This window comes from Rhizobium sp. 1399, from assembly GCF_031455475.1.
Taxonomy (GTDB): domain Bacteria; phylum Pseudomonadota; class Alphaproteobacteria; order Rhizobiales; family Rhizobiaceae; genus Rhizobium.
The window spans coordinates 127,089-145,336 of the sequence record NZ_JAVDSU010000014.1 but is presented as its reverse complement, the minus strand read 5'-3'; the positions used below and the strand labels follow the sequence as shown (position 1 = coordinate 145,336).

At 59.9% G+C, this 18,248-nt stretch carries 24 protein-coding genes; 12 read left to right on the top strand and 12 right to left on the bottom strand.

The genetic code is table 11. From position 1 onward, the window contains the following. Nucleotides 1–13: 13 nt before the first annotated feature. From J2X71_RS31670 to J2X71_RS31660, 3 genes are all read right to left on the bottom strand, one after another. Nucleotides 14–589, bottom strand: a complete 576-nt coding sequence (locus J2X71_RS31670; protein WP_310388592.1) for an AAA family ATPase — start codon at nucleotides 587–589, stop codon at nucleotides 14–16. Nucleotides 590–783: 194 nt separating this feature from the next. Then, nucleotides 784–1,518 (bottom strand): phosphotransferase, encoded by a 735-nt coding sequence (locus J2X71_RS31665; RefSeq protein WP_310388590.1) that lies wholly within the window; start codon nucleotides 1,516–1,518, stop codon nucleotides 784–786. 128 nt (nucleotides 1,519–1,646) lie between these two features. Continuing rightward, nucleotides 1,647–2,639: an NADPH:quinone oxidoreductase family protein gene (locus J2X71_RS31660; protein ID WP_310388588.1), complete on the bottom strand. Its 993-nt coding sequence runs from the start codon at nucleotides 2,637–2,639 to the stop codon at nucleotides 1,647–1,649. 124 nt (nucleotides 2,640–2,763) lie between these two features. On the opposite strand from J2X71_RS31660, the gene J2X71_RS31655 reads away from it, so the two are divergent. After that, nucleotides 2,764–3,396 carry a helix-turn-helix domain-containing protein gene (locus tag J2X71_RS31655; RefSeq protein ID WP_310388586.1) on the top strand — a complete coding sequence of 211 codons (633 nt, stop codon included), beginning with the start codon at nucleotides 2,764–2,766 and terminating at the stop codon, nucleotides 3,394–3,396. A gap of 111 nt (nucleotides 3,397–3,507) precedes the next feature. Here J2X71_RS31655 and J2X71_RS31650 read toward each other — a convergent pair whose 3' ends face one another. From J2X71_RS31650 to J2X71_RS31640, 3 genes are all read right to left on the bottom strand, one after another. Then, complete coding sequence (locus tag J2X71_RS31650) at nucleotides 3,508–4,011, bottom strand: AAA family ATPase (protein ID WP_310388584.1); 504 nt, start codon at nucleotides 4,009–4,011, stop codon at nucleotides 3,508–3,510. A 107-nt stretch (nucleotides 4,012–4,118) separates the two neighbouring features. Beyond that, nucleotides 4,119–5,024, bottom strand: coding sequence for an alpha/beta hydrolase (locus tag J2X71_RS31645; protein ID WP_310388582.1), 906 nt, complete (start codon nucleotides 5,022–5,024; stop codon nucleotides 4,119–4,121). Nucleotides 5,025–5,278: 254 nt separating this feature from the next. After that, nucleotides 5,279–5,725, bottom strand: a complete 447-nt coding sequence (locus tag J2X71_RS31640) for a MarR family winged helix-turn-helix transcriptional regulator (protein WP_007819006.1) — start codon at nucleotides 5,723–5,725, stop codon at nucleotides 5,279–5,281. Between the two features lie 68 nt (nucleotides 5,726–5,793). Between J2X71_RS31640 and J2X71_RS31635 the strand changes: the two genes are divergently transcribed. Beyond that, nucleotides 5,794–6,168, top strand: a complete 375-nt coding sequence (locus J2X71_RS31635; RefSeq protein WP_310388578.1) for a VOC family protein — start codon at nucleotides 5,794–5,796, stop codon at nucleotides 6,166–6,168. Between the two features lie 25 nt (nucleotides 6,169–6,193). Here the strand turns inward: J2X71_RS31635 and aac(6') are convergent, their stop codons facing one another. The 3 genes from aac(6') to J2X71_RS31620 form a co-directional block, all read right to left on the bottom strand. Continuing rightward, entirely contained in the window at nucleotides 6,194–6,670 is a 477-nt protein-coding gene (gene aac(6'), locus J2X71_RS31630) for an aminoglycoside 6'-N-acetyltransferase (protein WP_405049777.1), read from the bottom strand. A gap of 77 nt (nucleotides 6,671–6,747) precedes the next feature. Beyond that, nucleotides 6,748–7,953: a sodium/glutamate symporter gene (gltS, locus tag J2X71_RS31625; protein ID WP_310388574.1), complete on the bottom strand. Its 1,206-nt coding sequence runs from the start codon at nucleotides 7,951–7,953 to the stop codon at nucleotides 6,748–6,750. Nucleotides 7,954–8,088: 135 nt separating this feature from the next. Continuing rightward, on the bottom strand, nucleotides 8,089–8,769 hold the full coding sequence (locus tag J2X71_RS31620; protein WP_310388572.1) for an LssY C-terminal domain-containing protein: 681 nt from the start codon (nucleotides 8,767–8,769) through the stop codon (nucleotides 8,089–8,091). 287 nt (nucleotides 8,770–9,056) lie between these two features. Here J2X71_RS31620 and J2X71_RS31615 point away from each other — a divergent pair, with 287 nt between their 5' ends. Then, nucleotides 9,057–9,530, top strand: coding sequence for a hypothetical protein (locus J2X71_RS31615; protein ID WP_007818989.1), 474 nt, complete (start codon nucleotides 9,057–9,059; stop codon nucleotides 9,528–9,530). Between the two features lie 49 nt (nucleotides 9,531–9,579). Here J2X71_RS31615 and J2X71_RS31610 read toward each other — a convergent pair whose 3' ends face one another. Next, nucleotides 9,580–10,236, bottom strand: coding sequence for a glutathione S-transferase family protein (locus tag J2X71_RS31610; RefSeq protein WP_007818982.1), 657 nt, complete (start codon nucleotides 10,234–10,236; stop codon nucleotides 9,580–9,582). A gap of 393 nt (nucleotides 10,237–10,629) precedes the next feature. Between J2X71_RS31610 and napE the strand changes: the two genes are divergently transcribed. From napE to J2X71_RS31575, 7 genes are all read left to right on the top strand, one after another. Beyond that, entirely contained in the window at nucleotides 10,630–10,839 is a 210-nt protein-coding gene (napE, locus tag J2X71_RS31605; protein ID WP_029868513.1) for a periplasmic nitrate reductase, NapE protein, read from the top strand. Nucleotides 10,840–10,849: 10 nt separating this feature from the next. Further along, nucleotides 10,850–11,350 (top strand): ferredoxin-type protein NapF, encoded by a 501-nt coding sequence (locus J2X71_RS31600; RefSeq protein ID WP_310388566.1) that lies wholly within the window; start codon nucleotides 10,850–10,852, stop codon nucleotides 11,348–11,350. After that, entirely contained in the window at nucleotides 11,343–11,624 is a 282-nt protein-coding gene (locus J2X71_RS31595) for a chaperone NapD (protein ID WP_310388564.1), read from the top strand. Before J2X71_RS31600 ends, J2X71_RS31595 begins: the two co-directional genes overlap by 8 nt. Further along, a complete protein-coding gene (napA, locus tag J2X71_RS31590; RefSeq protein ID WP_310388562.1) occupies nucleotides 11,599–14,103 on the top strand; it encodes a periplasmic nitrate reductase subunit alpha in 2,505 nt (834 codons plus the stop codon). Before J2X71_RS31595 ends, napA begins: the two co-directional genes overlap by 26 nt. Further along, entirely contained in the window at nucleotides 14,073–14,567 is a 495-nt protein-coding gene (locus J2X71_RS31585; RefSeq protein WP_310388560.1) for a nitrate reductase cytochrome c-type subunit, read from the top strand. The genes napA and J2X71_RS31585 overlap by 31 nt, the downstream gene beginning before the upstream one ends. Beyond that, on the top strand, nucleotides 14,564–15,271 hold the full coding sequence (locus tag J2X71_RS31580; RefSeq protein ID WP_113323512.1) for a NapC/NirT family cytochrome c: 708 nt from the start codon (nucleotides 14,564–14,566) through the stop codon (nucleotides 15,269–15,271). The genes J2X71_RS31585 and J2X71_RS31580 overlap by 4 nt, the downstream gene beginning before the upstream one ends. 139 nt (nucleotides 15,272–15,410) lie before the next feature. Further along, on the top strand, nucleotides 15,411–16,346 hold the full coding sequence (locus tag J2X71_RS31575) for an alpha/beta fold hydrolase (RefSeq protein ID WP_405049775.1): 936 nt from the start codon (nucleotides 15,411–15,413) through the stop codon (nucleotides 16,344–16,346). 77 nt (nucleotides 16,347–16,423) lie between these two features. Here the strand turns inward: J2X71_RS31575 and J2X71_RS31570 are convergent, their stop codons facing one another. Continuing rightward, entirely contained in the window at nucleotides 16,424–16,624 is a 201-nt protein-coding gene (locus tag J2X71_RS31570; protein ID WP_310388556.1) for a hypothetical protein, read from the bottom strand. 12 nt (nucleotides 16,625–16,636) lie between these two features. On the opposite strand from J2X71_RS31570, the gene J2X71_RS31565 reads away from it, so the two are divergent. After that, nucleotides 16,637–16,840 (top strand): hypothetical protein, encoded by a 204-nt coding sequence (locus J2X71_RS31565; RefSeq protein WP_310388554.1) that lies wholly within the window; start codon nucleotides 16,637–16,639, stop codon nucleotides 16,838–16,840. A 155-nt stretch (nucleotides 16,841–16,995) separates the two neighbouring features. Here the strand turns inward: J2X71_RS31565 and J2X71_RS31560 are convergent, their stop codons facing one another. Then, nucleotides 16,996–17,571, bottom strand: a complete 576-nt coding sequence (locus J2X71_RS31560) for a hypothetical protein (RefSeq protein WP_310388553.1) — start codon at nucleotides 17,569–17,571, stop codon at nucleotides 16,996–16,998. 218 nt (nucleotides 17,572–17,789) lie between these two features. Here J2X71_RS31560 and J2X71_RS31555 point away from each other — a divergent pair, with 218 nt between their 5' ends. Next, a complete protein-coding gene (locus J2X71_RS31555) occupies nucleotides 17,790–18,047 on the top strand; it encodes an MliC family protein (RefSeq protein ID WP_310388551.1) in 258 nt (85 codons plus the stop codon). Nucleotides 18,048–18,248: the final 201 nt, after the last annotated feature.

Here is an 18,248-nt window from a genome sequence, read left to right as displayed (position 1 = left end):
CGCGGTCATTGCGTTATCGAGCGATAGGTCTGCCCGAGAGTTGAAGGAGCCGGTCCATCTCGCGATGAGAGTTGAGCACGGCTACCGGAACGTCCGGCCCGTAACGCTCGATTTGCATCACAAAAAGCGGGGCGTATTTTTTCTCGAAGTTCCAGATGTATGACAGGAAGTCTCGATCTGGCAGTGGCTCGGGGCACCCTTCAGCCATCGCCGGGCGAACTGAACCATAGAAACGAGATACGCGCTTCAACAGACCAATCAGTGCAACCCATCTCGGCAATCGAACCCACAGAACCAGATCAGTTCGCGGCAATCTCAGGTCGAAGGAAGACGCTCCACTGCCGTCCATGACCCATCGGTCACGTTGGACCATATCCGATATGATTGCTCTTTGCTCGCTACGATCACGCTCTATCCAGCCTGGCAGCCACCGCACATCTCGGTCGAGTGATTGGAATTCCAGGCGGTGCAAATCCGCGATCTTTGCAGAGAAGGTTGTCTTGCCGCCTCCCGAACATCCAATAACGAGAACACGCTCGACTGTCGCCAAAAGGCTGGCCGCATCCATCAAAGAAACATATCGAGGCATCGAAGCGTCATCTTGCCGAACTTGGACCAATATGTTGGGGATGCCAGTATCCCAGCGACGTAAACCCGCAGAATCGCAGTGGTGCAAGCGCAAAGGTTGCACTCCGCTGAGCCCGGCGTAAAGGCTGCTTGTGGTGCAATGCCGTAGCCCGCGAGGTTCCGGCATGGATACGACCCGTCGATCCGCCGAACTGCTCAGACCGCTCGAACTTCGGCAAGCCGCTTGACTGCGTACTCGTCCTGCCAGCAGACGGCGGCTTCCCATGCGGCTGACGCTTGCGCGGCGATGTCATGCGCGCCGTCGTCGAGATCGGCAGCGTTGCCGGGCAGTACCAGGTCAAGGTCGGGGACGTCGACGTGTGACTCATCCCAGTCGATCAACGCGACCCGATCTGCGCTCATGCGGACGTTGCCAGGGTTGTTCGGGTTGCCGTGGACGACGCATGTCTGACGCCCGATTAGCCGCGCCCAGGCTGCTCGGCATCTGACAACACCCTCAGGCGGCATCGCGGAAAGGTTGATCCTCGTTCCGGTTTCGGCATGCAGGAGATCGGTCGACGATCGCCAGCATGGGCGCTGCGGCCAGCCCTGCGTCAAGCGATGCAGCTCGCGGAGCGTATCGGCCACGCGACGCCAGTCGGACTCCGTCTCGGGCGGTCCGCCCTCCACGTATTTCATCACCACCAGACCGTCCACGAACAGCCGGCCGTCAGCCGTCGGGATCGGCACTGGAACGGTCATGCATTCACGGTCGAGGTGTCGGAGTAGCTCGGTTTCCCACGCGAGATCAGCATCGGTCCTGGAGCCGAGACGGCCGACTGCAATCTGCCCGTGGATGCGAACGCTCCACACGTCGTTGGCAACTCCACCCGTAAGTGGTTCGATGCGAACCGCATCTTCACCCCATTGCCCGAGTGCTTCCCATCCCATTGGCGGTATCCTTGGCGGCCACAATGAAATTGACGGAAGAGATAGGGAAGGTTTGCGACGCCACGATGTCCTCTGGTGGCGCAATGCGGTCGAGGCTTGAGGGACCACTATGGCCCACGTTAGTGGGTTCAGAGCCGCAGCGCCAACTTGCCGACGCTGGAGCGGCTCTCCAATGCCGCGAGCGCCTTTGGCCCGTCGGTAAGTTCGTAGACGGTTGGCTGGACGGGGGCCAATACGCCTGCGCCGATAAGCGCGAACAGTTCGCCCATGACTGCACCGAACATCTGCGGCGCGGCCCGGATCAGCACCCCCATGTTAAAGCCGATAATGTGGACCTGATGTTTATAGACGAGGTCCCAATTGGTGAGCGGTGCTTCGCCGGCGGGCAGCCCTGTCACCACGACGCGGCCGGTGACGCGTCGCGCGGATGCCAGGCTGGCCTCGAAGGTCTTACCGCCGACCGACTCGATGACCAGATCGGCGCCGGCGTTGCCGGTCAGACGAAGCACTTCGGCGGCGATATCGGCGGTACGGGAGTCGAGGATGTGATCGGCACCTAGGGATTGCACGATCTCGTGCTTCTCCGATGAGGCCGCCGCAATCACCGTTGCGCCGTAGTGCTTGGCGATCTTGACTGCAGCTTGGCCGGTAGCGCCTGCCGCTGCATGGATCAGCACGGTCTCACCCTTCTCGATCTGCCCGAGCAGCTTTAGCGCTGCCACTGCCGTTGGCAAGTTCACGACCAGGCCAAGCGCCTGCTCGTCCGACCATCCCTTGGGTACTGGTACTGCGGCAATCGCCGGAAGCACCATGTAGTCGGCAAAGGCACCATATCCGACCCCGATGACATGAGCGCCAGGCGCCACTGTCGTCACGCCTTCACCCAGAGCCACGACTTCACCCACCCCCTCGAAACCCGCAATGTATGGAGGCTGCGGGCCTGCGCGAAACTTGCCGTAGGCCTGGGAGATGTCGGCCATGTTGACACCACCGGCGGCGACGCGGATGAGGATTTCGCCTCGACCGGCAACCGGCACCGGCGCATCGGTGATCATCCGCAGATCCCGCGGGCCATTTAGGGATGTCTGCTGTAACGCACGCATGAAGGCGGGGACGGTCATGGGACTGGTCCTTGTTCAAGGCTATAGCGAGAATTTTTTGTCGATCGATAAATAAATAAAATGCATGGCGGTTCGACATCCGTCAAGTTATAGTTTGTCGATCGACAAACAAATCGGAGAAGAGATGGCGACGCGTGGCAGGCCACTGACATTTGACCGGGACGTCGCTTTGCGCAGCGCAATGGATCTGTTTTGGGAGCGCGGCTACGAAGGAACCTCCATGAAGGACCTGAGCGAGGCCATGGGAATTGCTTCGGCCAGCATCTATGCGTCCTTCGGAAGCAAGGAAGCCTTGTTCCGCGAAGCCGTGGCCCTCAATGCCGCGACCCAGGGGCAGCCCCCGAGGGTAGCGCTTCGCGAGCAGACCACGGCCTACAAGGCGATACACGCGATGCTGCGCGCCGTGGCCGATACAATCACCATTCCCGGCTCGCCGCGTGGATGCATGCTGGTCCTTGCGGCGCCGACCGGCGCGATAGAAAACCACCCGGTACGCGAATTCCTCGCCGACATTCGCAGGGCGCAATTCGAGGAGATCAGGGAGCGGCTGGTCAGAGGGGTCCATGACGGCGACCTCGCTGCCTCGACTGACAGCCTGACGGCCATCGCTCGCTACTATACCACCGTGATGCACGGTCTTTCAGTGCAGGCGCGCGACGGCGCAAGCCGTGCCGAACTTGAGACAGTCATCACCATGGCCATGGCCGCCTGGAAGACGCTGGCACCGGATGCTCCAGAACGTCATCAACCGAATTAGGCCGCGGGCACAGCAAGGGCACCGGGGAGGGTAGGTACGCCCGCTTTTGGCGCGTTCCGGCCGATATACTCGTCTGGTGTCGCCTCTAAGTGGTCATCGCACGGACACTCTCTACATATGCGCGCCGATCTCAGCCCTGTTCCTGAGGATTATTTTGGAACCTGCATATGCGTCGAATAGCTTCTGATGCCCTGAATAGGAGGTCGAAGAATTCTCGCGCTGGCGATATTCTTTTATCCACTCGATCAGTTCTTTGAAACCTTCCTCGCTGCCGCCACCTTGAGTGCCCCTAGCTGTTGCATTCGCGACGCATTCATCTTCGGGAAGGTCGATCCACACCAACGTCGTCACTCGTCCCAGCACACCCTCTGCCAGCCAGCCATAGACCCCTTCCATCAACCAGGCCTCTGCTTTTGCAGCTTCAACGACCTCGTTGAACACGAGTCGATTGTTTCGCGCTACGCCATACTGACCGGGAGCCCAACGCAGATCATCGAGATGGATCACTGGACGGCCGATCAAGATACCAATCTGACGAGCGAGCCAGCTTTTACCGGTCCCGCCATTCCCGAAGATCAATATCCGCTGTAGTTGTTCTTGCTGGATTGGACACATGGTTCTCCCCGGACAGGCGCAGTTGGCGAGAAAAGATCATGAAATAAATATGACCGCAATCGGCGCGAAGCGGCCGAAGTCATTCGTCTGCCTCCGGTCTGAAGCGGTCATAGCGAAGTCGTCGAGGCTGTCTTTGATAAATCGAGGATAGCTGATGCGAAGGCATAAGGTGCCTCCTGCGGTAAATTGTGGCCAGCACCGGGTATAATCCGCCGCTCGTATGTCGCTTTGAAGTGGCGTTCATCGAGGTCGATCTCCGCCGGAGGATCGACTCCATCGTCCCCACCTTGAAGAACAATAGTCGGCACCATGATGTCCGGCTGCCTTGCCAATCGACCTTCTATAGCAGCAACACTAGGATCGCCGGGGCTGTTGCCGAAGCGATGCGTGTAAGAGTGAATGACAACATCGACGAAATCGGGATTATCGAAAGATGAAGCAGTGCGGTCGAAGGTTGCGCTATCGAACATCCATGTCGGTGACCAGATTTTCCAAATGAATTCGCAGACGCCCCGGCGGTTTTGTTCCAACGCCTTGCGACCGCGCTCCGAGTGAAAATAATACTGATACCAATATCGAGCTTCTTCCTCCGGCGGCACGGGCTCTCCAGCTTGAGCGATGTTCTGAATGTTGTAGCCCACTCCGCAGCTTACCAAACCGCATACCCGAGTTGGCCAGAGAGCCGCTACGATGCAAGCTGCACGCCCGCCCCAGTCATACCCGCCAAGAAAAGCGGCCTCTATTGAGAGTGCCTCCAACAGTGCCATCAAGTCCGTGCCTAGAGCAGCTTGTTCACCGGAACGCGGGGTGTTTTCGGAGATAAACCTCGTGGCTCCGAAGCCTCTGAGAAAGGGCACAATGCAGCGATGGCCAGAAGCTGCCAGTATTTCTGCCGTCTTTTCGTAGGCGTATGCGTCGTAAGGGAAACCATGTAACAATATGGTTGTTACCCCATCCGCCGGGCCTGTGTCGAAATAGGCAATATCCAGCGTTCCAGCACGGACTTTTTTCATCTCAATGTCCCTTTGGAGAGAATCTCACCTAGAACAACATCGCGCCTCTTTCAATCCTGCAGAATAGGGGGTTGGACGGACGCAATGACCGCTTTTAGCGCCAAGTGATCAAGGCTTTCATCGGCTTTCGGCCTCAATCGGACGATTGCCCGCCAGCTGATACGGCCAGGAACACTGCCTTCTGCGCCTCGAAAGCGCGCTTATATGCGAGGCTCGACCGTGAAGCCTCTTCTGCCGTTTATCAGCGGCGGACTTCACGGCATGGCCTCTGCTATCCGCAGCAAGGCTGAATAGATGATCTCGGGATCATCGGGTGCAACGGCATTTCGGACCAGGCCTTCGGCGTTGGCGACAATCTCGTGGGCCGCACGCAAGGCCGACCGGCCGTCCGGCGTCAGTTCGGTCGTAAGGACCCGCCCATGTACCGGGTGGGCCATTCGCTTGATGAGGCCGTCCCGTTCGAGTGTCGCTATGATGGACTGCATCGTCTGCGGTGTTACGAAGGCCCGCCGCGCGAGCTCCGCACTTGACAGGCCTGCGCTGACCTCAAGCCCCGCCAGCACCGAGTATTGCGGGGTCGTCAATCCGATGTTTCTAAGTTCGGTGTCGAGATGGCCCCGCAGCGCTTGCTGCGCCCGCTTCAGCGCATATCCGAGCGAGCGGTAGGTGTCATCAACAGGCGGATCAATCAGGCTGGACATATCAGGGTCCTTATATTATATCAGGGCCCTGACGATACTGCGTCAGGTATAAAAAGGAAAGATAGCTCATGCCTCGCCTCATTGGACCGGATTTCATCGGGATACAGACAAAGGATCTGGACGCCGCACGGAGCTTCTATCGGGACATTGTCGGGCTTACGCCATCGGCAAAAGCCCCTCCAGGTGCGGTTGTTTTCGAAACGCACCCCATCCCATTCGCCGTCCGCACGCCGATCGAGGACTTTGACGACACGGCGAAGCTAGGGGTTGGCATCGCGATCTGGTTTGGCTGCGACGACGCTGACGAATTGCACGCTCATCTGTGCGAGCGCGACGTGCGGATAGCTTTCCCGCCGAAGGACGGTCCCTTCGGACGCTATTTCGCCTTCGTCGATCCATTTGGCTATACGATAACCGCGCATACCCTTCCGACAAGTGACTGAAACGGCCCCGGAAGGGCAAGACGGACTACAGGGTTTTTCGGAAGAACACGACGCGCTGGGTCTCCGCAAATCCTAATGCAGCATGGAGCGCATGGCTGGCTGCGTTCTCAAGCGGCGCGTCGGAGCCAAATTCGACGCATCCAAGCGATTTTCCCCATTCGGCAACCGCGTTGCACAGCAACCGCGCAATACCCCTTCGCCTGTCAGCGGGCCGGACATAGATCCCTTCAAGGAACAGGACTGGTGAGCTACTGCATCCGTTCACATAATCATGACGTAAAGTGGCCTCTGCAAGCCCGATAGCTTCATTCGCATCATTTCGAGCGATGAACGCGGCTGCTTTTCCATTTCCTGAAAGAAACGACCGAACCAGCTCGGCACAATGGTCTTCAAGTGAATGATGCGGCCATAGCGCAATGCGAAGCTGCGCCCATGGCTCAACATCTTTTATGGTCCCAATCTCAATAATCGATTCCATATCGCGGCTCCTTCCTTGTCGCAAAAATCCCAATTAAAGCGACAGTTTTTGCGACAAGTGAGTGCGCAGAACGCTTCACGACGATATTTCCGCGGGACCAATCACCGAACAAGGAACCCAAGCACTGCCGCGTTTGCAAGGTCGATGAAGAATGCGGAAACGAGCGGCAGGATGATGAACGCGATGGTCGCTGCTCCGTGGATCTTGGTGACCGCCGTCATGTTGGCTATTGCCGTCGGGGTTGCTCCGAGCGAAATCCCGCAAAAGCCGGCGGAAATGACCGCCGCATTGTAGTTGCGCCCCATGGCCGGGAACACAACCAGGATGATGTAGACGACGGCCACAAGCGTCTGCACGGCCAGCACGATCGCGAGCGAAAGGCCGAGCCCGCTCAGGCCCCATAACTGCATGCTCATCAAGGACATCGCCAGGAATATGTTCAGCGAGAGATCGGATATGAGCGCGAGACCTCGGGTGTGCGTCGGCCAGGGCAGGCGCGGCGCCAGGATCGGAATGCTGTTCGTCATCACAATGGCGGTCAGCAGACAGACGACGAACAGCGGAAGATTGATCCCGGCTTCGAGGATAATCTCGTGTAGGGCGTAGCCAATGATGATCGCGATATTTGTCACCAGCAATGTGCGCAACAGGCTGATGTAACTGACATCATCTTCGTGGTCACCAACGGCATCCCGCGGCACCCCGATCGTCAACTCCTCGTCCTTGGGGCCGCTCAAGCCATTCCGGGTGATCAGATACTGTGCGATTGGTCCCCCGACGAGGCTGGCGACGACCAGGCCGAGCGTAGCGCTGGCAATGCCGATTTCGAGAGCATTTGTGAGGCCGAAACGGCTCGACACGATCGGAGCCCAGGCAATCGTCGTGCCGTGTCCGCCGATCAGCGAGGTCGAACCGAGAAGGATTGCCATGCCTTGTGGAAGACCGAGCACCTCGCTGGCCCCCATGGAAACGAGGTTCTGGATCACAAGAAACGCAAGCGTGACGGCCAGCAGGATGAGAAACGGCTTGCCTCCGGCAAGAAGATCGGAGAGCCGCGCGTTCAGGCCAACGCCGGTGAAAAAGTAAAGCAGCAACAGGTCGCGAGCGCCAAGCGCGAAGCTGATCTCCATGCCAAGGAACTCATAGGCGACGAGCGTCACGAACGCTGCCAGGAGCCCGCCGGTGACTGCCTCCGGGATGCTCCAGCGGGTGAGGGCGGGGATGAGCCGATTGAGGTTCGCGCCCGCGAAGAACACGAGGATCGCTATGGTGAACGACAGCAGTCCCGGGACCTGTATTGTCGACATGTGCCACCTTCACCGCCAGACGCGCCTTGTCGGTTGCAAAACACTGACACACGCGCTTTGACTGAACCAGCGAAAATATTGGTTCGCCCCTCGCTGCTCCCAGGACACCATCTCGCACCTGGCTTCTGCGGCCTGCTACTGGTTTCGAAGCACGCCGACGAGAGCCTTTCCGTCGGTGAAATAGGGATCGCCGCCTCCGTTGCGGCCGTCTTTGGTCGCTCCGATGCCATTGATCTCATAGCTCGACAAAAGTTGCCCGGCCTTGAGAAGATCGCTGATGACAAGGTCTCGCTCTGCGTCGACATCAGGGCCGATATGATGCGTGATTTGACCGGTATCGTGGCTGAAGCCGACGCCCCGATCAAAACTTGCCGAGCCTAGCCAGTGCGGGCGGCCATTTGGGCCGGTTTGTTCGGTCAGCCAAAAACGAACATGGTTGCGTTCGTCGGCGCTTTTGCCCACGGGCTTTTCGAAAGCCAGATCCTGTTTTCTGCCCTCAAAAAACAGTGGGCTGACCGGCGCATCGAGATCAGGCCGATCAAGCACCACGCTCAGTCCGATATCGATCGATGTGCGCAAGGTAATCTTATCGGCAGGATCCCATCCGGCAGCCGCGAACGCCCGGATGACCTCTTCCTTCGAACCGACAAGACCGACATTGATGGGGTCGCCGGGAATACCCTGCTCGGTGGTCGTGACCATGTTGCCAACCTTGGCAACGCGGTCGGCATCGTGAAAAATCCATATTTCGGGAATGACGAAATAGGCAAGCAGCAAATATGTGAACAGCAGGGCAGCCACGGTGCTCGTCGCCATGCGGATTTTCGTGCGATGAAGCATTGGAAATCCCCCGATTGCCAGGGAGGATCATACGCCGAACATGCGGCGGCGACATTCATATTTTGCAGTTGGCTTCGGCAGCAACTGCCACCGACCGCTTGTGGCGCAAAGCGGTCAAGGCTTTCGCTAGCTTTCGGCCCGAAGCGAACATAGAAGCCCGGATTTTTTAGGACGGCTTTGTGCTCCCAGGTCGGTCGTTCGTTTGCCACCACCTCAACCGAGTCTATGAACAAGGTATTGCCAGATAATCAGGCGAGGGGCTCATGGAAAGCTACCGGAAATTGCTGGTCTTAGGGATGAACGAGGCAATTAAGCAGGGCAGGATATCCCTTGCTGCCCCGCCCGATGATGGTCCAAGCGACGAGGATGGTCACCTGTTTGCCGGTATTGCCGGACATCCGTCCGTGGTACTCTGGGAAAGCATCAGCTTCGGCGAGCTGCGTGTTTCGGTTTGGTGGAACTACGACCACTCGAAACACCCTCAAGCCGAATGCTCAGGAAACGCACGCGAGCGGTTCGGTCACAGCAGGCCCTTAGCCGAGAAAGTCCATTACCCGAAATTTGTAGGCGCGACCGCAAGCGCCTGGCTTGAACGGAAAACCGGGAAGCATCTTCAGGGAAATGGCAAACACTATGTATTCGACACCTATCTTCGGGCTGACATGAAGGAAAAGCTTCATGCTATTCCCGATCCAAAACCGGAAGGCTACGAAGCCGAGGGGCGATTTTTCCTGTAGATTTCGCCGCGCTCTGCAACGGCTTCGCCGCCCATCGACCCTATCAGGACTATTGCCCGCCAGCCGATACAGCCAGGAATACCGCCTTCTGCGCCTCGAAGGCGCGCTTATATGCCGGCCGCGACTGCCCGCGTGTGATATAGGCGCAGAGGTTTGGATATTCATCCAGCAGGGTCGACCCCTCCAGCCTCAGCAGCACCGAGATCATCTGCAGGTCGCCGGCGGTGAAGTTTCCGTCCAGCCAGTCGGCGTCGCCAAGCCGGGCGGAGAGTTCGCCGAGCCGCTTGCGGATGCGGTCGTTGACGTAGGCCAGACGCTCTTCGTACCAGCTCTCCTTGCCCTCCAGATATCTAGCGGTTTCGCGGTCGACGATGACGGGTTCCATCGTGGAGACGGCGGCGAAGATCCAGGCGATGGCGCGGGCGCGGCCATTTTCATCCTTCGGCAGCAGGCCGGCATGATGCTTGGCGATATGAAGGACGATAGCGCCGGATTCGAAGAGGGCGAGATCGCCTTCCTCATAGGTCGGAATCTGCCCGAAAGGCTGAAGGGCAAGATGGGCCGCCTGCTTCATCGCCTTGAACGAGACAAGGCGAACTTCGTAGGGCTGCCCGACTTCTTCGAGCGCCCAGCGAACGCGCATGTCACGCGCCAGACCCTTGCCGCGATCGGGCGAGCGTTCAAAGGCGGTAATGGTAATCGTCATGATCGTTCTCCTTCCTGTCCGTCTGGAAGACGAGCGGGCGGGCGGGAATCCGACAGCGGGATGATGGAAATAATCCCCGCGCGCGGGCCAAGCGTAGCCCGACCGTGCGCCATCGCTCACCCTTGGAACGATAGCGCGTGCCGGTCACAAAGAACGAGGCCTGGCAGGGTGCGTTGGTCCGGCAAGGCCGGGTCGGCCGCTCGGTGGATTCAATCCGTCGACTGCCTGCTTTGATCTCTGTCAAGGACTGCCGAGCGGGCGTGCGATACACCGTTCTCGCATAGCCGATTTCCCGATCGCGAAGCGCTGGCGCAAGTCGCGATAACAGATGGAGATTGGCTGGACACGCTTAAGGGGTTATACCGGTAGCGTCAGCAACTCTGGGGAGGCGTTGTGGCTCAAATCACGGATACTGGTGGAGAGTTCAGGAAGAAGCGCCGGCGGGAGCTGTTGACCTTCGCCGTGCTTGCTTTCGGCATCTGGCCCGTTGTCGCTGTCGGGGTCGTCGGCGGTTATGGCTTCCTGGTCTGGATGTACCAGATCGTCAATGGGCCGCCGGGACCTCATGAGGTCAAGCCCGCGCCTTCGGCCTCGGTAGAGTGAGGATCGGGTCATGGTTCTCGCAACGCGCACCCGACGTGGCTTTCTGACCGGCAGATCCCCGGAGGATCTGGATAGGATCTTGCCTCCCGGAGCGAGTGAGACATCCGTTCAAAACTGTTCGGGCTGCGGCGCCTGCGTCGATGCCTGTCCCACGAAGATCATTTCGATCCGTTCGGGCATTCCGGCCGTGGATTTTCGGCAGGGAGGATGCACCTTTTGCGGCAAGTGCGCGGAACGATGTCCCGAGAATGTCTTTCCGGCTGGTTCTGCAGGCGGCTTTGCCCATTATGCGGCAATTGGCGATGGGTGCCTGGCCAATAATTACGTCGACTGTCAGGCCTGCCGTGATTGTTGTCCGGCTGGTGCGATCCGGTTTCGGCCGCGGCTCGGCGGACCGTTCGTTCCCGAACTCGCTGCGGCGGCATGTACGGGATGCGGCGCCTGCATTTCGGTCTGCCCGGCCGATGCAATCACGATGAATCCCCGTCATCCGGAGGCTGCTCATGTCTAACAGCCGGCATCACGTCTCCAGTGCCGTCGTCATCACGCGCCCGGAACTGACCGAAGATGTCGCAGCGCGTCTCGCTGCAATCGAAGGGGTCGAGGTTCACGCGACGGGACCGGGCAAGATCGTCGTCGTGATCGAGGGGCCGCATTCCGGCGTGCTCGGGGAAACGCTCATCGGCATCTCGGGGATGGACGGCGTGCTCGCCGCCCACATGGTTTTCGAACAGGCATTGGAAATAGAGGAGACGATCGATGACGACCGAACTCACGCGGCGTGATCTCCTGAAGGCGCAGGCGGCGGCAATCGCCGCTGCGACCGCAGGCCTTGCCGCGCCCGCCTCGGCACAGTCGGTGCCCGGCGGAGTGGCGGCGCTGGAGATCAAATGGTCGAAGGCGCCTTGCCGCTTCTGCGGCACCGGCTGCGGCGTCATGGTGGGCGTGAAGGAGAACCAGGTCGTCGCGACCCATGGCGACATGGAGGCCGAGGTCAATCGCGGCCTCAACTGCGTCAAGGGCTACTTCCTCTCCAAGATCATGTACGGCAAGGACAGGCTTACGAGCCCGCTCCTGCGCAAGCGGGACGGCGTCTACGCCAAGGACGGCGAGTTCGAACCCGTTACCTGGGAAGAGGCCTTCGATGTGATGGCGGCGCAGGCCAAGCGCGTGCTGAAGGAAAAGGGGCCGACGGCACTCGGCATGTTCGGCTCCGGCCAATGGACCATCTTCGAAGGATATGCCGCGACCAAACTGATGCGGGCGGGCTTCCGCTCCAATAACCTCGATCCCAACGCGCGTCACTGCATGGCTTCGGCAGCGGTGGCTTTCATGCGCACCTTCGGCATGGACGAGCCGATGGGATGCTACGACGATTTCGAGAACGCAGACGCCTTCGTGCTCTGGGGTTCGAACATGGCCGAGATGCATCCTATCCTCTGGACGCGCGTCGCCGACAGGCGGCTCGGGCACGAGCATGTGAAGGTCGCGGTCTTGTCCACGTTCACGCATCGCAGCATGGACCTTGCCGACATACCCCTGATCTTCAAGCCGGGTACGGATCTCGCGATCCTGAACTACATTGCCAACCACATCATCCAGACCGGCCGCGTCAACCAGGATTTCGTCGACAAGCATACCAAGTTCATGAAGGGGACGACCGACATCGGCTACGGCCTGCGTCCCGACAATCCGCTTGAAATGAAGGCCAAGGGGGTGGCGGACGCTGCCAAGATGGAGCCGATCGATTTCGAGGCGTTCAAGGAGATGGTCTCCGAATACACGCTCGAAAAGGCCGTCGAGCTTTCGGGCGTCGACAGCGCCTTCCTGGAACAGCTCGCCGAACTCTACGCCGATCCCAAGACCAAGGTCATGTCGCTGTGGACCATGGGCTTCAACCAGCATGTCCGGGGCGTGTGGGCCAATCAGATGGTCTATAACCTGCATCTGCTCACGGGCAAGATTTCCGAGCCGGGAAACAGTCCGTTTTCGCTGACGGGACAGCCGTCCGCCTGCGGTACGGCCCGCGAGGTCGGCACCTTTGCCCACCGCCTGCCGGCCGACATGGTCGTCACCAATCCGGAGCACCGCAAGCATGCCGAGGAAATATGGAAGCTGCCGGACGGGCTGATCCCGGAGAAGCCCGGTTATCACGCCGTCGAGCAGGATCGCATGCTCCATGACGGGAAGCTGAATTTCTACTGGGTGCAGGTCAACAACAACGTCCAGGCCGCGCCGAACACCAGCAACGAGACCTATAAGGGATATCGCAATCCGGACAATTTCATCGTCGTCTCGGACGCCTATCCGACAGTCACCGCCATGAGCGCCGATCTGGTGCTGCCGGCGGCCATGTGGGTGGAGAAGGAGGGCGCCTACGGCAATGCCGAACGGCGCACGCATGTCTGGCACCAGCTGGTCAATGCTCCGGGCGAAGCCCGCTCCGACCTCTGGCAGCTGGTGGAATTCTCCAAGCGCTTCACGACCGACGAGGTCTGGCCTGCCGAGATCCTCGCGAAGAACCCGGAATACAAGGGTAAGACGCTCTACCAGGTGCTCTACCAGAACGGAAAGGTGGACGAATTTCCCCTGTCGGACGTCTCGCCCGAATATGAGAACCGGGAGGCCAAGGCCTTCGGCTTTTACCTCCAGAAGGGGCTGTTTGAGGAATATGCCGAGTTCGGTCGCGGGCATGGACACGATCTTGCGCCCTACGACATGTACCATCAGGTGCGCGGCATGCGCTGGCCGGTCGTCGACGGCAAGGAGACGCGCTGGCGCTACCGCGAAGGCTACGACCCCTATGTCAAGCCAGGCGAGGGGCTGAAATTCTACGGGCAGAAGGACGGCCGCGCGGTCATTCTGGCGGTGCCCTACGAACCGCCCGCCGAGTCGCCTGATGACGAGTTCAATTTCTGGCTCGTGACGGGCCGTGTTCTCGAACACTGGCATTCAGGCTCGATGACGATGCGTGTTCCCGAGCTCTACAGGGCGTTTCCCGGCGCGCGCTGTTTCATGAACGGAGACGACGCCAGGAAAATGGGCATCAATCAGGGGGCGGAGGTCCGGATCCGGTCGCGGCGCGGCGAGATCATCAGCCGCGTGGAAATTCGCGGGCGCAATCGAATGCCGCATGGCGTGATCTTTGTCCCGTGGTTCGACGCCAGCCAGTTGATCAACAAGGTCACGCTCGACGCCACCGACCCCATCTCCAAGCAAGCGGATTTCAAAAAATGCGCAGTCAAGATTCTTCCCGTCGCCTAATATCAAGGCGCGTCTGGGCGATCGCGGCCGTCGCCCTTCTCCTGTTCACAGGCACCGTCACCGTGGCGCAGATGGTGCCCTCGTTGTCGGGCAACGAGAATCCGATGGAGAGCAAGGAGGCGAAGCCGGTTCCCAAATGGGTCGTCGATGACGTCAGGAAGATGCGGAATTATCCGGACCAGCCTCCCATCATCCCGCATTCGATCGAGGGCTACCAGCTGACGGTGAACGCTAATCGCTGTCTTTCCTGCCATCGCCGCGAGCTGACCGAAGGCTCCGGCGCGCCGATGATCAGTGTTACGCACTTCATGACCCGCGAAGGGCAGATGCTGGCCGACGTCTCGCCTCGGCGATACTTCTGCACCGCCTGCCACGTGCCTCAGGCGGATGCGAAGCCCCTGGTGCCGAACAGCTTCAAGGACATGAGCGAGCTGGGCTTCAAACCTGCGGGAAGCGAGCAATGATCGGCAAGATAAAGGCGATAGTACTCTGGTGCTGGCGCTTGTTGAGCTCGCCGGCAACGACACTCAGTCTGGCTTTCCTGACGCTTGGCGGCTTCGTCGGCGGCGTCATGTTCTGGGGTGCATTCAACACCGCGCTGGAGACCACCAACACCGAGGCCTTCTGCACCGGCTGCCATGAAATGCGAACGAATGTCTACGAGGAGCTGAGCCGCACGGTTCACTTCTCGAACCGCTCGGGCGTTCGCGCCACATGCCCGGACTGCCATGTGCCGCACCAATGGACCGACAAGATCGCCCGCAAGATGCAGGCGTCGAAGGAAGTCTGGGGCAAGATATTCGGGACGATCAACACGCGCGAGAAGTTCCTCGACAAGCGGCTGGAACTTGCCCAGCACGAATGGGCGCGGCTGAAGGCCAATGACAGCCTGGAATGCCGGAACTGCCACTCGATGGGCGCTATGGACCTGACGAAACAGACCGTGCGCGCCGCTGACATCCACACGCGATACCTGCTCCCGGGCAAGGCGACCTGCATCGATTGCCACAAGGGCATCGCGCATGAACTTCCTGACATGAAAGGCGTCGATCCGGGCTGGAAGGTTCCGGCGGAGCTGATGGGCAGGAATGCCGATCCTGGTTGGCATGAGCGGGCCAAACTCGCGGCCTATCTCGGCACAGCGGATGCGGTGGCCGTCGATTACTGACGGCTGCCGCCTTTGCCGGAATATCCTGAGGAGGGCAGGGCAGGTGTCCGACTGATGGTCCGGTGCCCTAACCATCTGAAAGCGGCCTGATTTTCAGGGGCGGGGGGAACGTTTTTCCGGCGTTTGCGTTTGGCCCGGCATGATCTACGTCCAGCCTCTCCCTCCACCGACCGTCTCCCCGCAGGTTGGCAAAATCATTCAAACCGGTCGCGAGCAGATCCATATGCTCGAAAGTGGAGGCGCAAATGGAAATCCCGTCGTGCTGCTGCATGGCTGCGGCAGTATCGCCGAGGAGGTGATGATGCCGTTTTCGGGCAGCGGCCTACACATCATCGCGCCCGACAGGCCGGGCTACGGTTTCAGCCAGGCACTGCCCGCCGGTGAGCGCGGCCCGCGTGGCCAGTCCTTCTGGCTGGAGCGTTTCCTTGAGGCGCTGGAGCTGGACAAGGTCGTGGTGGCCGCCCATTCGATCGGTTGTGCGGCAGCACTGCATCTGGCCGCCCGCCGGCCGGATCTCCTGAAGGGCCTGTTTCTCATCTCGCCCTGCTGCCGGCCCGTTCCCTTCAAGCCGTTCATCGTGCTGCGCAGCGCCGTGGCACCCTTCGTCGGCCCGGTCATCCGCCAGCATGTGATTGCCCGCTGGTCGTCCTATTTCCTCGAGCGCGGCTTGCGCGCCTCGTCCTATCCCAATCCCGTGACAGCAGAGCTTTCCACCCTGCCGGCCATTCATATGGTCAATGCCGCGTCGATCGCCACCATGGCCGAGGAGCTCTGGGCCTTCAACGGCGACATGCAGCCGCCCGAGGGCCTGCCTGCCGATCTGCCGGTCTCCGTTCTCTTCGGGCGCGAAGACCGGATCATCGACCCCGGCTGGCATCTCGACTGGCTCCATGAGCGGCATCCGGCGCTCACCGTCGAACTGCTCGACGATGTCGGCCACATGCCGCACCATGTCGCGCCCGATCTGGCCCTGACGATGCTCTGCGATCTTGCGGGCAAGACGCCTGCCGATATTGCGGGCAAGACGTCTGACGAAACCGGGGAGGCTAGCCAGCCTGTAATTGCGGTGGCTTAGCCCGAAGGGCCGCGCAAAAAAAGACCCGCCTGGCTAAGGCGAGCCGAAAGTTCCTGCCCTGGTCGGGCATGGGGATGTCAAACGGAGGAAAGAGCCTCGCTGCTCCGGGCCTGCGGAGCCGCAGGCTGGGGAGGAACGCTTTCGCCGGCGCGGCGGGCCTGCCGCCGGCTGGCGGTATCGAGCAGGGTCGCGAAGGACGCAAGGCTGATCCTGTCGGCGCGCAGCATCTGGCGGATCAGCGGATCCCTCAGCATGTCCGATGCGGTCATCTCATTCATCGCAGGTCCTCCATGTCCGAACCTATGGTAGGTGTTATTTGTAAAGAATACATGTCAGGGTGGTGGCAAAAACATGGCAAGGGCGGCGAGCGTTCAAAGACGGTAATGGAAATCCTCATGGCTGTTCTCCTTGAGCTCTCTGTCAAGAAGACGCGCGAGCGGGCGCGAATTCGACAGCCGGTGCCATTTTTCGCCATCGCTCACGCAGAAAAATGACCGTCAGCCCTGGGCGCCGAGCCAGGTCGCAGCGCGCCTAGCTCTGGCCAGATGGGAGCTTTGACGGCGGCGAGCCTGTCGCGGCAGAGAATCCTTCCGGAGGTGCATCGATGTCGCCATCGAATGCCAGTCAGCTCGCACGCCAGGCGATGGCTCTAGGGATTATAGAAATATCCCACCGCTGCCAGATTGTTCAGATTGTCTTGCAGGTGCGAGACCTGCAACAGGATCAGGGCCTTGCCATCGGTCGAATAGTAGTTGCCTGCCTTCTGGGCGTTGGCGCGCCACTCCTTTTCCCAGGTCCCGCCGCTGCAATCCAGTCCAACCGGAGGATGGGCGGTATTCAGAACATATCGCTCGAGAATATCCTTGGGCACCGGGGTATTTGCCCAGTCCCCATACTTCAATCCATCAGGCCCTTTCAGACCAGCCGGTAGTGCTGCGATGCCATTGTGTCGGATGTCCTGGGTTTGCGACCAAGACAATTGATAAATCACTGCTCCGCACTCTCCGGCACCATCCGGCAGTTGCGTCGAACCGTGGGCCTGCCGCTGATTTATATTATATTCTGACGGCAATACCGAGGTCCATTGACGTCCCCTGGCCGTAGGCAGCGAGGCCAGAATAACGATCGCAAAGAAGGAAACGACGGACCATGAGATCAGGGTATAGGGTCGCACGCTCAAACGCTTTCTCTCAAGCTCAAACGCTGCATGTAAAACATTGATCAACGCATGCCTTGACGTGAGCCCGCGACGAAAACATCCGCACAGGGTATGAAATCTGCGATCAGGTGGCAATGTGCCCTTGGGGCCGCAGGCTTTGCCAGAACGGACGTCGAAGCCACGGCCGTCATCTGCTGATAGCCTCACACATGTTCCAACCGAGGGAGACGGGCACGAGCAGAATGAAGAATGGTATTTTGGCATTGGCAGGTGCGGTGTTCTTGATGAGCCTCACTCCGGTATCTGCGGAGGACAAGACGGGCGTGATCTATCGCTGCGACGATGGCAAGGGTGTCACCACAAGTTTCCTGACTGCGAGCAACGAGGCGCTGATCACCACGGACGGGCAGACCTTCCGCCTGCCGCAGGGCTTCTCCGGTTCGGGTGCGCGTTACACCGACGGGACCGCGCTGTTCTGGATCAAGGGTAACGACGCCCAGCTGGAAGTGCCTGGACGGTCGACCAGCTGTCACGTGCAGTAATCCGGAATGCAATAAGAGAGGCGCCCGAAAGGGCGCCTTCCCGCAATCAGCTTCCGGGGCAGGGCGGTCAGTTGGCAACAGCCATGCCGGCCTCCACCTCGACGATCGCCCGGTTGAGCAGGTCAATCTCGTTGAGGCGGTGGCCGCCCTTGTTCGCGGCGCCCTTCCGCAGTGAGGATTTCGCCGCCAGTAGCGAATTGA

Coding starts and splice junctions, on each gene's coding strand:
- napA (WP_310388562.1), top strand. CDS start 11,599: ATGACGACCGAACTCACGCGGCGTGATCTCCTGAAGGCGCAGGCGGCG.
- J2X71_RS31615 (WP_007818989.1), top strand. CDS start 9,057: ATGGAAAGCTACCGGAAATTGCTGGTCTTAGGGATGAACGAGGCAATT.
- J2X71_RS31610 (WP_007818982.1), bottom strand. CDS start 10,236: ATGACGATTACCATTACCGCCTTTGAACGCTCGCCCGATCGCGGCAAG.
- gltS (WP_310388574.1), bottom strand. CDS start 7,953: ATGTCGACAATACAGGTCCCGGGACTGCTGTCGTTCACCATAGCGATC.
- J2X71_RS31585 (WP_310388560.1), top strand. CDS start 14,073: ATGCGCAGTCAAGATTCTTCCCGTCGCCTAATATCAAGGCGCGTCTGG.
- J2X71_RS31665 (WP_310388590.1), bottom strand. CDS start 1,518: ATGGGATGGGAAGCACTCGGGCAATGGGGTGAAGATGCGGTTCGCATC.
- J2X71_RS31570 (WP_310388556.1), bottom strand. CDS start 16,624: ATGAATGAGATGACCGCATCGGACATGCTGAGGGATCCGCTGATCCGC.
- J2X71_RS31670 (WP_310388592.1), bottom strand. CDS start 589: ATGCCTCGATATGTTTCTTTGATGGATGCGGCCAGCCTTTTGGCGACA.
- J2X71_RS31650 (WP_310388584.1), bottom strand. CDS start 4,011: ATGTGTCCAATCCAGCAAGAACAACTACAGCGGATATTGATCTTCGGG.
- J2X71_RS31640 (WP_007819006.1), bottom strand. CDS start 5,725: ATGTCCAGCCTGATTGATCCGCCTGTTGATGACACCTACCGCTCGCTC.
- J2X71_RS31555 (WP_310388551.1), top strand. CDS start 17,790: ATGAGCCTCACTCCGGTATCTGCGGAGGACAAGACGGGCGTGATCTAT.
- J2X71_RS31635 (WP_310388578.1), top strand. CDS start 5,794: ATGCCTCGCCTCATTGGACCGGATTTCATCGGGATACAGACAAAGGAT.
- J2X71_RS31595 (WP_310388564.1), top strand. CDS start 11,343: ATGTCTAACAGCCGGCATCACGTCTCCAGTGCCGTCGTCATCACGCGC.
- J2X71_RS31600 (WP_310388566.1), top strand. CDS start 10,850: ATGGTTCTCGCAACGCGCACCCGACGTGGCTTTCTGACCGGCAGATCC.
- J2X71_RS31620 (WP_310388572.1), bottom strand. CDS start 8,769: ATGGCGACGAGCACCGTGGCTGCCCTGCTGTTCACATATTTGCTGCTT.
- J2X71_RS31580 (WP_113323512.1), top strand. CDS start 14,564: ATGATCGGCAAGATAAAGGCGATAGTACTCTGGTGCTGGCGCTTGTTG.
- J2X71_RS31655 (WP_310388586.1), top strand. CDS start 2,764: ATGGCGACGCGTGGCAGGCCACTGACATTTGACCGGGACGTCGCTTTG.
- J2X71_RS31660 (WP_310388588.1), bottom strand. CDS start 2,639: ATGACCGTCCCCGCCTTCATGCGTGCGTTACAGCAGACATCCCTAAAT.
- J2X71_RS31575 (WP_405049775.1), top strand. CDS start 15,411: ATGATCTACGTCCAGCCTCTCCCTCCACCGACCGTCTCCCCGCAGGTT.
- J2X71_RS31645 (WP_310388582.1), bottom strand. CDS start 5,024: ATGAAAAAAGTCCGTGCTGGAACGCTGGATATTGCCTATTTCGACACA.
- J2X71_RS31565 (WP_310388554.1), top strand. CDS start 16,637: ATGTCCGAACCTATGGTAGGTGTTATTTGTAAAGAATACATGTCAGGG.